This window comes from Rubrivivax albus (genome assembly GCF_004016515.1).
GTDB lineage: Bacteria > Pseudomonadota > Gammaproteobacteria > Burkholderiales > Burkholderiaceae_C > Rubrivivax > Rubrivivax albus.
The window spans coordinates 1-14,894 of record NZ_SACT01000001.1; the positions used below are offsets into that span (position 1 = coordinate 1).

Genomic DNA, 14,894 nt, shown 5'->3' on the forward strand with positions numbered 1-14,894 from the left:
CGCGCTGCTCGGCCGCTTCGGGCTACGCCCTGCGCGTCCGAGCAGCGCGATCCATCGTGCCTGGGTGGGTCAGATTTACTTCGGCGACAACCCGGCAAAGTGGGTCAGATTTACTTCGGCGTTGACAACTGCCGCTGTGACCGATGCGTTTCGGGATCGAGTTCAGCCAGTTCCGAAGTCAGGACCCCTCCTCCTGAGCGAGGAGTTCAACGCGAACGCTTCTCGGCAGACGGTCTGGGCGGCCTTCTTGAAGCGTGCTCGGATTGATGCGCCGGCACTGAGCGAGGTGGTGCGGCGCGTTCAGCGGGAAGCATTACCCTGGCTGATCCAGGGGTGCCGGGGTGCTGTGTCCTGATGCGGCCCTCGGGTTGATCGGTGCGCTCGGCAAGGTGACACCAGGCTCATTGGAATGTTTTTATTTCCGAAATTTGCGCCTGATGTAATTTGCCTTGAGGTTTCCATGCTGCGGGGCGGCGGAGGCTACAACTGCCTCTGCGATCGAAGGCGCTCGACGGCATAGAAAAATCCGCGTAAATTCCGCAGGATGGGAACGACGCCAAGTCTTCTATTCCGCAAGCTCCTGCCAGAAGTGCCGCGCGGTAGTCCACTCACCACGCAGTGGCTGAGCGAGCGGGGTCTGGCCGCTCAACAGGTGGCCCGACTGGCGGACAGTGGTTGGCTCACCCGCCTCGGGCGCGGCATCTACCTGCTGCCCGGAGATCAACTCGATCGCGATGCCGCCTTGGCCAGGCTCGCGGCGGAAACCCCGGGTCTGCACGTCGCAGGCAAGACCGCGCTGTCTTGGCGCGGGGTGCGGCACAACCTTGCCGTGAAGGAGCGCTTGGTGCTTTGGGGGGATCGCCCCGGTGCCCTCCCGAACTGGTTCACCTCGTCCTTTCCCGCTACGTACCAGGCTACGCACCTGTTCGACCCCGTCATGCCTCCCGACCTGAGCCTGGGACCACTGCCGGCGGGCCGTGCAGACGTGCCGGTCTCGGGGCCAGAGCGGGCGATCCTTGAACTGCTGAGCGACGTCGGCAAGAGACAGGGTCTCGAAGAGGCGCGCCATCTCGTCGAAGCGGCGCGGTCTTTGCGCCTGGATGTACTCGAAGCGCTGCTGCGCCACCTCAAGCGCATCAAGGTCGCGCGCCTGGCGCATACGTTTGCCGATGAGCTAGACCTGCCTTGGAAGTCTTTGGCCAGGGCCGCCAGCGAGCGCCTGGGTGGTGGAAGCCGCTGGGTAGCGAAGACCCGTACCGGCGAACGCCTGAACCTCAAGAGGCCGAAGTGAACGACGCGTACGTTCGGACGGTGCGGCTGTTGCTGGACATCGCGCCGGCGGTGTTTGTGAACCCGCTGCTGGCGATGAAGGGCGGCACAGCGCTCAACCTCTTTCTGCAGGACATGCCGCGCTTGTCCGTCGACATCGACGTCGTGTTCACGCGCCATGACATGCCGCGCCAGGCTGCCATCCAGGCCATTGGCGAAGAACTGGCAGCCATCCGTGAGCGGGTGGCCCGCATGGGGTACGGCGTGGTGATGCCGAAAACGGCGGAGGGCCACGAAGCCAAGCTGTACATCCGGGCCGATGACGCTGAGGTCAAGGTCGAGGTGAACTACGTCTTCCGTGGCACGGTGTTGCCGGTAGAGCCGCGCCGACTGGTGCCAGCCGCACAAGAGCGCTTCGCGGCCAGCATCGAACTCCCGACCTTGTCGTCAGCGGAGCTCTACGGCAGCAAGCTGGTGGCGGCGCTGGACAGGCAGCACCCTCGGGATCTGTTCGACGTCAAGCTGATGCTCGACACCGGGCACCTGTGGGGCGAAGAGATGTTGGATTGCTTCGTGGTGTACCTGGCCGGGCACAACCGGCCGATCCACGAGGTTCTGTTCCCGACAATGAAGCCTCTCGCGGCTGTCTTCAAGTACGAGTTCGAGGGCATGACGGGTGCACCAGTAGAACTGAGCGCACTCGAGGCAGTGCGCGGCCGTCTGTTGTACGAGCTACCGCGCATCCTGCTGCCCCGCCAACGTGAGTTCCTGCTGTCGATGGCCCAAGCCGTGCCGAACTGGGCGCTGATGCCTTACCCTCACCTTGAGCAACTACCTGCCTTGCAGTGGAAGCTGGTAAACCTCGAGAAGCTGCGCCGTAACGGCAAGAGGTTTGCTCAGCAGCACGACGAGCTGGCGCGACGACTGGCCGCCATGTAGCAGGCTGACGCCCTCAAGCGCGTCGAGGTTGACGCCCTCGTCATGGTGATTTATGGTCGCAGCGTTGAAGCGGCACCTCAAGCTTCACGGGAAGCTTGGTGTGACACTGAAGAGATGGCACTAGAGTGCAGGTGGCGTTAAGCGTCACACCACCCTAGCGACTGGCTCTAGAGGGAAAAGTGGTGTGACACCCCTCTTAGAACCATCCGGGCCAGATGTGAACCATCTGGGTTACACGGATGGTAGACGGTCTCATAACCCAAAGGTCGAAGGTTCAAATCCTTCCCCCGCAACCAAGAAACATGAGTGCCGACAGGCACTTGCGAAGCCCGCCTCGAGCGGGCTTCGTCGTTTCTGGGCCTTGTGACAGGATCTGTGACAGGTTCTGTGACGTCACAGAACCGGCCCGAGACCAGTGGTTCGTCCCTTTGACCGTTGGGCTTGTGTCATCGGCGGCTGGCGGTCCTAGTCGCTGTCGGTAGGGTTCGTGGACTTCGGCATGCTCGCCGCCGCGCTCCTAAATGCCGCCAGTGCAGCTCGCAGGCAATCGACAAATTGTCTGCTTCATCACATCAGCGGTCGGCAGCCTAGCTAGGGAAGCCGTCCGATTCAACTGCGCCATGTCCTGAACGACCCAGCCGGCCCATTTCAGCCGAAGGTCGACGAACTCACGCACCGTGTCCTCCGGCCTGGTCATCTAGTTGTCTGCTGAGCAAGCCGCTACTTCGCGTCATGCGGCATCAAGCTCGTCAGGCACGTGCTCGACGAGGTCTTCGATTCGACATCCGAAATAGGTGCACAGCCTGTCCAGGGTGTCGGTGCCCGTGCTGTGGCCCTTGTGATTGAGGATCTTCGACAGGGTCATGCGGTTCACGCCCGTGGACTCCGCGACTTCCTGGATCGTGATCCGGCGCGACTGCTTGAACTGGAGCTTCTCGATCTGCTCTGCGAGCCTGAACCGGATCACGCGCTTCCCCAAAACAACGTTTGATAAAAAAAGTCATCAAACGATCTTGCAAAAGATCGCGCGATGTCAATAGTTCGCATCAGACGACAGCTTGACGCTGCGTTTGATGAGTGAAGTTATCAACTGCGATGGAGGGTAGCATGAGCCAGACGTATCTGACGACCGACGAGCTGTCGGCCAGGATCAACAGGATTGATGCCCAACTTGCACAGGTGTAGCCAGAAGGACGCCATCGTGGTCACCTGACCTACCCGGTCGCGGAACAGTGCCGAAATCCCCATGTGACCGAGCCCCAGGAGTAGCTGTCGGTCTTTCTCTGCCAGACCTCGCCTGGCAACCAGGCTGGGTATCCGCTCGCGAGCGTCAAGTCGCATGCGTACCAGCGGCAAGGCCTCGGCGTTGGCAACCACGCGATAGCAGTTCGCGCGCTTGGGGTCGACCACGAGAACGGGCAGGTGAACGACGCATAGGTGGAGCAAGGCGTCGGCCGTCCAAAGTTCATGTGGGATCAGGTGGTTGCCGAGGCGCCCGACCTGCATCTGCATCTGCATGACCGAGGTGTCCCAATCACCTATGGCCCAGAGTGGCGTCTGCTGGAATTCGAAGCGGGCGTGGGACGGCAGGGGCTTTGTCATGACCGGTGCGTGCTGCCGGGAGGAGGCGGTGCTCTGGTGCCCGGCGAATTGAACATGCGCTCAGCCTACTGACGGCACCTTCATAATCGCAAAATCGTACATCCTGTTACGACAAAAAGGCTTTCAAAATCAATAACTTACATGAAAGTTTGCGGAAGGCATTAGTAGTGATTTCGTGCACAGGACATGAACATCGGGAGATGCCGGGCAGCGGGCGCTGAAGCCGGGCGTCCCCGGGTCCGGTCCGTTTGAGTCCGGGCCTAGATCCAGCGTCTCGGGCGCGAGGTCCGGTGCTTCAAGCAGTCCGAACGCCCTTGGCAAGGAACTTCGCATCAAGGTGCGCAATAATTGGCGCACGATTGCCAAAAAGTCTATTCCCGACATTGAGTTATGAAGCAGTCAATGTTCGCATGAGCACCCAGATGTTCGATCAGCCTCACCAGTTCGAGCCGCTGCTTCCTTCCTCGGCGCGCCAGGAGCCTTTGTTGGCAAAGGCGCACGACTTGGCCCTGTCGGCCAGCGGCTTGGCCAGTCAGACACTCGCAGCAGAACTGCGCGGCCTGCTGCGCGCCATGAACTCGTACTACTCGAACCGCATCGAAGGGCAGCACACGCGCCCGCTCGAGTTGGAGCAGGCGCTGCGCAAGGATTTCTCGCAGGACGCCAAGCTGGCTGCGCGCCAGCGCCTGGCCATCGCCCACATCGACGCTGAGATCGAACTTGAGGCGCGGTTTTCAGGTGCCGCCGGGGCGGTCGATCTGTACTCGGCGCAGGCGGTCAAGGACATCCACCGCGCCCTGTTCTCCAGGCTGCCTGCGGGCGACCTTCAGACCGATCAAGGCGCGCCGATCGAGCCCGGCACGCTGCGGGACCGGGAGGTCAGCGTGGGACGCCATGTGGCGCCCACGGCCGCCAGCGTAGGCACCTTCCTTGATCGCTGGGCCTTCTTCTATGGAGGCGTTCGCCGCGGCGATGCCGCTTTGGTGGCGATGGCCGCTGCTCACCAGCGTCTTGGGTGGGTCCACCCGTTCGTCGACGGCAATGGCAGAGTCATGCGCCTGCACACGCACACCATTCTCAGCGCCTTGGGATACACGGGCGGCATGTGGTCGCCCCTGCGCGGATTCGCCCGGTCTGTCGACCGCTACTACGCGCTGCTGGCTGCCGCTGACGAACCACGGCGCGGCGACCTGGACGGCCGGGGCAATCTCAGCGAATCGGCCCTGGTCGACTGGATCGACTATGTCCTGGACGTTTGCATCGACCAGGTGTCGTTCATGCGCTCGATGCTCAACCTGGGTGCCATCGACCAGCGAATCGCGGCCTGCCTGACCTATGAGCAGGAGTCCGTCAGGAGCGGTGTGCGCATTGAGGCCTTACGTCCACTTCACTACCTCTTCGTGACCGGCCTGGAAATCGAGCGCGGCGAGTTCAAGCGGATGACCGGCTTGGGCGAGCGCACGGCCGTGAACGTAATCTCGGCGCTGGTGCGCCGCGGGCTGTTGCGCAGCGACACGGTGCAAGGAAAGGTCCGGTTTGGTCTGCCCCTGCATGCGCTGCGCTTCTACTTTCCTGCGCTGTGGCCGGAGGCCGAGGCCGACACGGCGGCGCTGCAGTGACCGGGAGGCGCTTGATGCTGGCCGGCCGCGCGGGCAAACGTGTGCCTGCGCGCACGCCCCATCTCCTGGCGCGCGGCATCCAGCAACTTCGCCAGGGCGGCCGCGCCGGCCACCCTTTGCGTTCATCCCAACGGTCGGATCCCGACTGCAATCCGCAGGTTGGGCTGTCTGGTCCGTCGCAGCGAAATCGGCCTGCTTTGGTGTGGCAAGGGGTCCGGCGCAAGCGCTCCGGACCGCGCGTATGTTGTTGTCAGCACAGAACAAAGCCGATTGATGTACACTTCAGATCGACGGTTGCCGCCGGAGGGCGGAGGGCTCATAACCCAAAGGTCGAAGGTTCAAATCCTTCCCCCGCAACCAAATAGCGCGTCCCGACCCGGACGTATCAAAGCCCGCTCAATGCGGGCTTTGTCGTTTCCGGGGTCTGTCGAAGCCATGCCGGGCCTTCATCCTGCCTGCCATTCGCTGCACAAGGCTGCCCCACGGTGGGCGTTGGTCCTTGGCAGCGCGTCGTCATCGCCCGCTGACGGCCAGGCGCCGCACCCTGCGCCGCCGGCGCATCTCGCGGCACGCGGCACGCTGGACGAAGGCGCCGCGCCTGGCGCCGTCAACCGCGCGGCCGCACCACCAGCTTGCCCATCGCCTGCCGCGTGGCCAGACGGCTCATCGCGTCGGCTGCCCCGGTCAGCGGCACCTGCTCGGTCACCGGCGGCGTGACACGACCTTCGGCGAACCATGCGGCCAGCTGCTGCAGGTCGGCCATCAGCTGCCTTGGCTCACGGGTCATCGCCGCGCCCCAGAACACGCCGAGGATGGCGCGCTCCTTCAGCAGGGCCAGGTTCAGCGGCAGCTTGGGGATCTCGCCAGCGGCGAAGCCCACCACCAGGTAGCGGCCGCGCCAGGCCGTGGCGCGCAGCGCAGGCTCGGCGTAGTTCCCGCCCACGGCGTCGTAGACCACGTCGGCGCCTTTGCCATCGGTGAGGCGTTCGACTTCACGGCGCCATTCGGCCTGCGTGTAATCCACGGTCTCGTCGGCGCCAGCCTCGCGCGCCAGCGCGCGCTTGGCGTCGCTGGAGGCGGCGGCGATCACGCGCGCCCCCATGGCCTTGGCAATCTGCACCGCGGCGATGCCTACGCCGCCGGCCGCGCCCAGCACCAGCAAGGTCTCACCCGGCTGCAGCTTCGCAATCGTGCGCAGCGCATGGATGCTGGTGCCGTACGCCAGCACGAAGGACGCGCCGGCGTCGAAGTCCATGCCGTCCGGCAGGGGCATCACGCGCGTGGCCTCGGCCACGGCCTGCTGCGCAAAGGCGCCGGTGCCCGTGGACGCCGCCACGCGGTCGCCCACCTTCAGATGACGCACGCCGTCGCCGACGGCGGCCACCACGCCGGCCAGCTCGGCGCCCGGCGTGAACGGCAGCGGTGGCTTCACCTGGTACAGACCCTGCACCATCAGCGTGTCGGGGTAGTTGATGGACGCGGCGTGCACGTCGATCAGCACTTCGCCGGCGCCAGGCGCGGGCGAGGCGATGTCCTCGACCACCAGGTTGGCGATCGGGCCGAAGGCGTGGCAGCGCAGGGCTTGCATGGGCGGGGTCTCCAGTGTCGTGATTGGGCGATTGTCGGCAAGCCTTGACCAAAGGCAATCGCGTGCGCGACAGCGGTCAGTCGGGTGCCGCGCCGTAGGTGTCACGCAGTTCGCGCTTGAGCACCTTGCCGATCGCGCTGCGCGGCAGGGTCCCGCACAGCCTCAGGTCGGCCAGCCGCTGCGTCTTGCCCAGGCGCGCATTCGCCCAGTCCCGCAACGTGCCGGCATCGTCGCCTTCCCCGCTTCGCAGCACGACGAAGGCCACCGGCGTCTCGCCCCAGCGCGCCGAGGGCACGCCGACCACGGCCACGTCGGCCACGGCCGGGTGCTCGCGAAGCACCGCTTCCAGGTCGCTGGGGTAGACGTTGAAGCCGCCGCTGATGATCACGTCCTTGCGACGGTCCATCAGGATCAGGAAGCCGTCGGCGTCGAAGCGGCCGACGTCGCCGGTGCGGATGTAGCGCCGGCCCTCGGCATCGAACCACTCCGCCTCGCGGGTCTTGGCCGGCTGCCCGTGGTAGCCGGTCATCATGCTGGGCGAGCGGCCGACGACTTCGCCCACCGTGTCCGGCCCCGGCGGCAGTTCGCGGCCGTCCTCGTCGATCAGGCGGATGTCGTGCCCCTCGGCCGGCCGGCCCACGGTGTGCAGCTTGTCCGGGTTTTCGTGGCAGGGCAGGATGCAGCTGCCGCCACCCTCGGTCATGCCGTAGTACTCGGTCAGGCCGCCGGGCCAGCGGCGCAGCACCTCGGCCTTCAACGCGGCCGGGAAAGGCGCGCTGGTGCAGGCCTTGAAGCGGAAGCTGCGCAGGTCGTGCTGGTCGAAGACGGGGCTCTCCATCAGCCGCCGGTACTGCACCGGCACCAGCATCGTGTGCGTGGCGCGGTGGCGTTCCGCCAGCGCCAGGTAGGCTGCCGCGTCGAACTTCGGCATCAGCACCACGTGGCCGCCGTGGGCGATCGACGGCACCACCACCACCAGCGTGGTGTTGGAGTAGAGCGGCGTGGCGATCAGCGTCACCGCGTCCGGCCCGTAGCCGGCGGTGGCCGCGCGCCGCACCTGGCCCCAGCGCATGGCGTGCGGCTGCACGATGCCCTTGGGCGTGCCGGTGGTGCCGGACGAGTAGATGACGTTGAAGGCCTGTTCCGGCTGCAGCGCCACCGGCTGCGGTGCAGAGCCCTCGGGAGCGAGCCAGCGACGCCAGCTGTCCGGCGCGTCATCGTCGTCGAACCGACGCCGATGCAGCTCCGGCGGCAGCGGCTGCCCGGCCAGTGCGGCGGTGGTGCCGGCGTCGCTGAACAGGTGTCCGGCCCCGCAGTCGCGCACCATGCCGGCCAACTGTTCGGGGGTCGATCCCGGCGCCAGCGGCACGGCGGCCAGCCCGGCACGCAAGGCGCCCAGGAACAGCACCAGGTAGGCGTTGCACGCCGCACCGCACAGGGCCACCGTGCCGCCGGGCGCGCAACCGTCGCGCTGCAGCGCCGCGGCGACGCGGTCCATCAGCGTGTCCAGTGCGCCATAGGACAGCACGTCGTCGCCGGTGGTCAGCGCGGGTGCATCGGGCCGCGTGCGGGCATGGTCGCGGATCAGGTCCGGCAGCGACCGGAAAGCATCGGGCAGGTTCATGGTGTGTTTCGCGGCAGGGGCCCATTGTCCGCTGGAGGCCCCCGTAAGATGCGCGACCCGGCCGCCGCTGGCTGACCCGCAGGAGACAAGATGGCCTTCGATTGGCACAACCCCTACCCCACCGTGCGCAGCCCGCTGTTCGCGCGCAACGTGGTCGCCACCTCGCAACCACTGGCTGCGCAGGCCGGTCTGCGCATGTTGCAGGCCGGCGGCAACGCGGTGGACGCCGCCATCGCCACCGCCGCGGCGATGGCCATCGTCGAGCCCTGCTCGAACGGCCTGGGCAGCGACAACTTCGCCATCCTCTGGGACGGGCAGAAGCTGCACGGCCTCAACAGCTCCGGCACCGCACCGGCGGCGTGGACGCGCGAGTACTTCCTGACGAAGCACGGCGAAAAGTTCCCGATGCGCGGCTGGGACAGCGTCACCGTGCCCGGCGCCGTGGCCGGCTGGGTGGCGCTGTCGGAACGTTTCGGCAAGCTGCCCTTCGGCGACCTGCTGCAGCCGGCGATCGAACTCGCCGAGCGCGGCTACGGCGTGGGTGTGGTCACGGCCGACAAGTGGGCGCGTGCCGTGCCGGCGCTGGAGAACGAGCCCGGCTTCCGCGAGACCTTCATGCCCCGCGGCCGCGCGCCCACGCCGGGCGAACGGTTCAGCTTCGCCGCCGCCGGCCGCACGCTGCGCCGCATCGCCGAGACCCAGGGCGAGGCCTTCTACCGCGGCGACGTGGCTCAGGCCCTGGCCGCGCACAGCGCGGCGCATGGCGGGTCGATGACGGTGGCCGACCTGGCCGGCTACGCGCCCGAGTGGGTCGAACCCATCGGCATGGATTTCGCCGGCCACCGCCTGCACCAGATCCCGCCCAACGGCCAGGGCATCGCCGCGCTGATGGCGCTGGGCATGCTGCGCCACCACGACCTGGCCGCGCACCCGGTGGACAGCCTGGCCTCGCAGCATCTGCAGATCGAGGCCATGAAGCTGGCCTTCGCCGACACCTACCGCTGGGTGGCCGACCCGCGGGCGATGACCGAGGTCACCGCCGCCCACCTGCTGGACGACGCCTACCTGGCCGAGCGCGCGAAGCGCATCGACCCTAATCGCGCGCAGTCCTTCGGCCCCGGCACGCCGCCCAAGGGCGGGACCATCTACCTGACCGCGGCCGACGAGTCCGGCATGATGATCAGCCTGATCCAGTCCAACTACATGGGCTTCGGCAGCGGTGTGGTGGTGCCCGAGGTGGGCGTGAGCCTGCAGAACCGCGGCCATGGCTTCACGCTGGATGCGGGCCACCCCAACGTGGTGGCGCCCGGCAAGCGGCCGTTCCACACCATCATTCCCGGCTTCCTGACGAAGGACGGCCAGCCGGTGATGAGCTTTGGCGTGATGGGCGGCAACATGCAGCCGCAGGGCCACCTGCAGACCCTGGTGCGCATGCTGGTGCACGGGCAGCAGCCGCAGGCGGCCTGCGACGCGCCGCGCTGGAAGGTGGCCACGGGGCTGGACATCGACTGCGAACACACGATGGCGCCGGCGCTGGCCGACGGCCTGCGCGGCCTGGGCCATGCGCTCAAGCCCACGCTGGACCCCTACATGGACTTCGGCTCCGGCCAGTTCATCTGGCGCATGGGTGACCCGGCCGTCGAGGGCTACGTGGCCGCCAGCGATTCACGGCGTGAGGGTCAGGCGGCTGGGTACTGACCTGACCTGCGCCCCAGCCATTGCAGGAGCGTCTCGTAGAGGTGCCGGGGCGCGATCGGCTTGGTGATGAAGTCGTCCATGCCGGCGGCGATGCAGCGGTTCTTGTCCTCGACGAAGGCGTTGGCCGTCATCGCCAGGATGGGCGTGCCCGCGTGTCTGGGGAGCTGACGGATGCGCTGCGTGGCCTCCAGGCCATCCATCTCCGGCATCTGCACGTCCATCAGGATGAGCGCATAGTCGCTGTGCGCGGCCATGTCCAGGGCTTCGCGGCCGTTGACGGCGGCATCGACGACGAGGCCGACGTCCTCGAGGATCGTCAAGGTGATCTCGCGGTTGATGGGCTCGTCCTCGGCCAGCAGCACGCGTGCGTGCGGATGCCGGCGCGCGATGAGGTCCTCCGCGGCCAGCGTGCCTGGCGACGTCGCGCCTGACCTACCGGCGTCCTGGGCCACCTTGAGCCTCGCGGTGAACCAGAACGTGCTGCCAGCGCCGACGGTGCTGACCACGCCGGCATCGCCACCCATGAGCTGGGCCAGCTTGCGGGTGATGGCCAGCCCCAGGCCGGTGCCGCCGTGCTTGCGCGTGGTGTTGCTGTCGGCCTGCTCGAAGGCGCCGAACAGGCGCGGCAGCACCTCGGGCGCGATGCCGATGCCCGTGTCCTCGACCTCGAACCGCAGCAGCGCGCTGTCGCCCGTATCCTCCACGCAGCTCGCGCGCAGGGCCACATGGCCTCGCTCGGTGAACTTCACGGCGTTGCCCGCATAGTTCAGCAGCGCCTGCTGCAGCCGTGTCGGGTCACCCAGCAGGTGTGGCGGCAGCGAACCGATCTGCGTGGTCAACTGCAACTGCCTGTCGCGGGCCCGGTCCTGCAGCATGGACACGATGTTGCCCAGCAGGGCGCTGACGGAGACCGGGGTCTCTTCGAGCACGAACTTGCCGGCCTCGATCTTGGACAGCTCGAGCACGGCATTGATGATGCTCAGCAGATGCTCGCTCGCGCCCTCGAGCTTGCCCATCTGGTCGGTCTGGCCCGGCGTGAGGCCACCGCGCCTGACCAGGTGGGCCATGCCGGCGATGGCGTTGAGCGGCGTGCGGATCTCGTGGCTCATGTTGGCCAGAAAGGCACTCTTGGCCACGTTGGCCTGCTCGGCGCGCGCCTTGGCTTGCACCAGCTCGGCGGTGCGCTCTTCGACCAGGCGCTGCAACTCGTGACGATGGCGCTCGAGCTCCATCTCCAGGAGCTTGCGTTCCGTGACGATGCGGCCCACGCCCCGGTACCCCTCGAACCGGCCGTCGACACCGAAGACAGGGACGCCGCTGACCGACACCCACCGGATCTCGCCTCGTGCGGTCTTGATGCGGTACTCGAAGTCCCGAAACGGCTTTCGCTGCTGGATCAACGCATCGTTGGCGGCGACCAGGTCGGGGGGGTTGAGGTCGTGGTCGGCCATCAGTTCCGAGCGCAGTCTGCCCAGCAAATCCGCCCGTTTCGTGCCATGGTTGGCTTCGAAGTTCTCGGAGAAATAGCTGAACCGCAGTTGCTCGTCCATCTCCCAGAACCAATCGGCCGTGCTCTGCGAAAAGTCGAGAAAGCGGCTGCGCTCGACCTGGACGGCGAGTTCTGCCGTCTTGCGCACCGTGATGTCCGAGCCGGTGCCCCGATAGCCCAGGAAGGCCCCCGATTCGTCGAAGTGCGGCACGCCGCAGACGCTGAGCCAGCGGCCGGTGAAGTCGCCGCGCAGCTGGTATTCGAAGTTGCGGAACGGCTCGTGCCGCTCCAGCGCGGCCAGGTGGGCCTGCCACTCCGGCATCGCCAGGTCCCGTGGGTCCGCGACCTCCTCCCGGCGGCGCCCCAGGGACCGCTGTGACGCGTCACCGAGCACCTGTGCATTGCGCTCCGAGAAGTAGGTGAAGCGCAGGTCGCTGTCCATCTCCCAGAACCAGTCCGACGAGGCATCGGTGTAGTCCTTGAACCGCTGTTCGCTCTCGCGCAGGGCCAGCTCCGCATTCTTGCGGTCGGTGATGTCCTGCACGGTGCCGGTGAGCATGTGCAGTTTCCCATCGTCGCCGAACCTGGGCTCGAATCGGACCTGGATCCAGCGGTTCGAACCGTCGGGCAGGACGATGCGATGGTCGATGGCGTGCGCGCGCCGGTCGGCGATGGCCGCCTCGGCCGACGCCCGGGCCGGTTTCAGATCGTCGGGATGGATCGTGGCGAGGAACCGCCTGAGGCTGGGCACGAAGTGATCGCGCTGGCGGCCGAAGATGCCGTACATCTCGTCGGACCACTCGGTGGCCCCGGTTCGGGCGTCGAACTGCCAGTTCCCGATGTGGGCGATCCGTTGCGCCTCGGCCAGGGAAGCTTCGCTGCGGCGCAGGTCGTTCTCGATGCGCCGGCGTTCCGTGATGTCGAGGTGGGTGCCGACCATGCGCACGGCCTTGCCATCGGCATCGCGGATCATGGTGGCGCGCGACAGGATGTCGATCCAGTGTCCGGCCTTGTGGCGCATCTTGAACTCGACGCTGAAGCCGTCGGCCTTGCCGGCGACGCAGTCGTCGATCCGCGCCAGTGTCCGGGCACGGCCGTCCGCGTCCACCAGCGATTCCCACAGCGCGAAGGAGTCCTCCATCTCGTGCTCGGCGTAGCCGAGCATCGCTTTCCACCGGGGAGAGAAGTAGACCGCCTGGGTCTGCATGTCCCAGTCCCACAGACCGTCGTCGGTGGCGCGCGCCGCAAGGTCGTACCGCTCCTGGCTCGCGCGCAGGGCCGCTTCGGCCCGCTGCCGCTCGCTGATGTCGCGCCAGACGCAGTGCATGACCTGGCGCCCGCGCTGCATGAGGACCGACAGCGTCACCTCCACCGGCACATCGCTGCCGTCCCGATGCCGATGAACCCACTCGAACCTGTTCAAACCGCGTTCCCGGGCCAGTTGCATCATGCGCCTGGCCTTGGCGACGGAGGCCTCGCCGTCGGGCTGAAGCTCGGGCGAGAGTGCCGCGGGACGGACGCCCATCAACTGCGCCTTGTCGTCGTAGCCCAGGACTGCGACGGCAGCCCGATTGCACTCGACGAACCGTTCGTCGTCGATGATCCAGGCCGGGTCGGGCGACAGTTCGAACAGGTCGCGGAACTGCTGTTCCGAGTCCTGCAGCTGCGCCTGCGTGGCCCTGAGCTCGGTGATGTCGTCGTACAGGCCCAGCACGCCGATCACCGCGCCATCGTCGTCCTTCAAGGCCACCTTCGAGGTCCGCAGCCAGATCTGCCGGCCGTCGGGCGTGGTCTGGGGCTCCTCGAAGTTGAGCCTGGACACACCGGTGTCGAGCACGCGCTGGTCGTCGGCGCGGTACAGATCGGCCTGCTCGGCCCAGCCCATCTGGCGGTCGTCCCTGCCGATCAGCTCGGCCGGCGAGGCCTTGCCGGCGTCACGGGCAAAGGCCGGGTTGCAGCCCAGGTAGTTCAGCGCACGGTCCTTCCAGAACACGCGCATCGGGACGTGGTCGATCACCGCCTGCAGCAGGTTCCGGGATTCACGCAGTGCCACCTCGGCGAGCACCTGCTCCGACACGTCCTGGACCGTGCCCAAGGATTTCACGGGCTGGCCGGCCTCGTCGAAGAAGGTCTGGCACTGTTCATGGACATGCTTGATCCGGCCGTCGGTCATGCACAGCCGGTGGCGGATCGCATAGGGCTGGCGGGTGACCAGCGAATTCCGGTAGGCAGCGTTGACCGCGTCGCGATCATCCGGATGCACGACCTCGAGGAACGCGGTGTAGGACGGCTGAAACTCGTTCGGGTCGATCTCGAAGATGCGGTAGACCTCGCTCGACCAGTCGAGCCGATCGCAGGTCAGGTCCAGTTGCCAGGTGCCCAGCTTCGCCAGCTGCTGCAGCTCGGCCAGCGACACATTGCTGCGGCGCTGTTCGTCCTCGGCCCGAACCTGCGCGCTGACGTCCCGGATCGTGCCGGCGATCTGGGCGATGTGGCCATCGTCGTCGCAGCGGGCCCGGCCGCTCACTTCGACCCACTTCACCACCCGGGTTCGGGCCGTGCGCACCTGGGCCCGCAGCGCGAACGGTTCACCGCCCGACAGCAACGACTGCAGGTGCCCGGCCACGCGCGTACGCGAGCCTGGCTCAAAGAGGGCGAGCGCACCGTCCAGGCCAAGCACGGTGGCCGGTGGCAGCTCGAGCATGGTCGACGCGCCAGCCGTCCAGGTGAAGGCGTTGCTCGCCGGCTCGGCACGCCAGCCGCCGATCAGCCCGCTGCGCTCGCTCTCGAACCAGAAGAACTCGCGTTCAAGCGCTTCCGACTGCAGCCGACGACAGGCCAAGACGCAGTCGGCCAGTTCGCGCGCAGCCTGCTCGGCCAGGTCCCGTTCGGCCCCGGCTGGCAGGTGGCGTCTCAGCGTGTCGATCAAGAGCGCCACCTGCAGGTGGCGATGATCGATCTCCGCCAGGCCCGCGCCGATGGCCGGGTCATGAACGGGTGTCTTTGGCGGGGCAGGCTGCTTTGCCATCGTGTGCGGGTCGGTCCGGGTCCGGGCCTATGGCGTGA

General features: G+C 66.9%; 9 protein-coding genes and 1 pseudogene. 5 read left to right on the forward strand and 5 right to left on the reverse strand.

Annotated elements, in window-relative coordinates:
• The 3 genes and pseudogenes from ENE75_RS25175 to ENE75_RS00010 form a co-directional block, all read left to right on the forward strand.
• Positions 1 to 355 (forward strand): annotated as a pseudogene (locus ENE75_RS25175) (hypothetical protein); the annotation flags it as partial.
• Positions 356 to 544: 189 nt separating this feature from the next.
• Entirely contained in the window at positions 545 to 1,291 is a 747-nt protein-coding gene (locus tag ENE75_RS00005; protein ID WP_128194377.1) for a type IV toxin-antitoxin system AbiEi family antitoxin domain-containing protein, read from the forward strand.
• Positions 1,288 to 2,208, forward strand: a complete 921-nt coding sequence (locus ENE75_RS00010) for a nucleotidyl transferase AbiEii/AbiGii toxin family protein (protein WP_128194379.1) — start codon at positions 1,288 to 1,290, stop codon at positions 2,206 to 2,208. Before ENE75_RS00005 ends, ENE75_RS00010 begins: the two co-directional genes overlap by 4 nt.
• A gap of 730 nt (positions 2,209 to 2,938) precedes the next feature.
• Here ENE75_RS00010 and ENE75_RS00015 read toward each other — a convergent pair.
• Entirely contained in the window at positions 2,939 to 3,175 is a 237-nt protein-coding gene (locus tag ENE75_RS00015; RefSeq protein WP_128194380.1) for a helix-turn-helix domain-containing protein, read from the reverse strand.
• Between the two features lie 119 nt (positions 3,176 to 3,294).
• Positions 3,295 to 3,810: a hypothetical protein gene (locus ENE75_RS00020; protein ID WP_128194382.1), complete on the reverse strand. Its 516-nt coding sequence runs from the start codon at positions 3,808 to 3,810 to the stop codon at positions 3,295 to 3,297.
• A gap of 422 nt (positions 3,811 to 4,232) precedes the next feature.
• On the opposite strand from ENE75_RS00020, the gene ENE75_RS00025 reads away from it, so the two are divergent.
• Entirely contained in the window at positions 4,233 to 5,429 is a 1,197-nt protein-coding gene (locus ENE75_RS00025) for a Fic family protein (RefSeq protein WP_199232216.1), read from the forward strand.
• A gap of 607 nt (positions 5,430 to 6,036) precedes the next feature.
• Here ENE75_RS00025 and ENE75_RS00030 read toward each other — a convergent pair.
• Together ENE75_RS00030 and ENE75_RS00035 are read right to left on the reverse strand one after the other, a co-directional pair.
• Complete coding sequence (locus ENE75_RS00030; protein WP_128194386.1) at positions 6,037 to 7,017, reverse strand: NADPH:quinone oxidoreductase family protein; 981 nt, start codon at positions 7,015 to 7,017, stop codon at positions 6,037 to 6,039.
• Positions 7,018 to 7,093: 76 nt separating this feature from the next.
• Positions 7,094 to 8,641: a class I adenylate-forming enzyme family protein gene (locus ENE75_RS00035; RefSeq protein WP_128194388.1), complete on the reverse strand. Its 1,548-nt coding sequence runs from the start codon at positions 8,639 to 8,641 to the stop codon at positions 7,094 to 7,096.
• Positions 8,642 to 8,731: 90 nt separating this feature from the next.
• On the opposite strand from ENE75_RS00035, the gene ENE75_RS00040 reads away from it, so the two are divergent.
• Positions 8,732 to 10,339: a gamma-glutamyltransferase family protein gene (locus tag ENE75_RS00040; protein WP_128194390.1), complete on the forward strand. Its 1,608-nt coding sequence runs from the start codon at positions 8,732 to 8,734 to the stop codon at positions 10,337 to 10,339.
• Here the strand turns inward: ENE75_RS00040 and ENE75_RS00045 are convergent.
• Complete coding sequence (locus tag ENE75_RS00045) at positions 10,321 to 14,856, reverse strand: PAS domain S-box protein (RefSeq protein WP_128194392.1); 4,536 nt, start codon at positions 14,854 to 14,856, stop codon at positions 10,321 to 10,323. The two genes, ENE75_RS00040 and ENE75_RS00045, sit on opposite strands and share 19 nt — an antisense overlap.
• Positions 14,857 to 14,894: the final 38 nt, after the last annotated feature.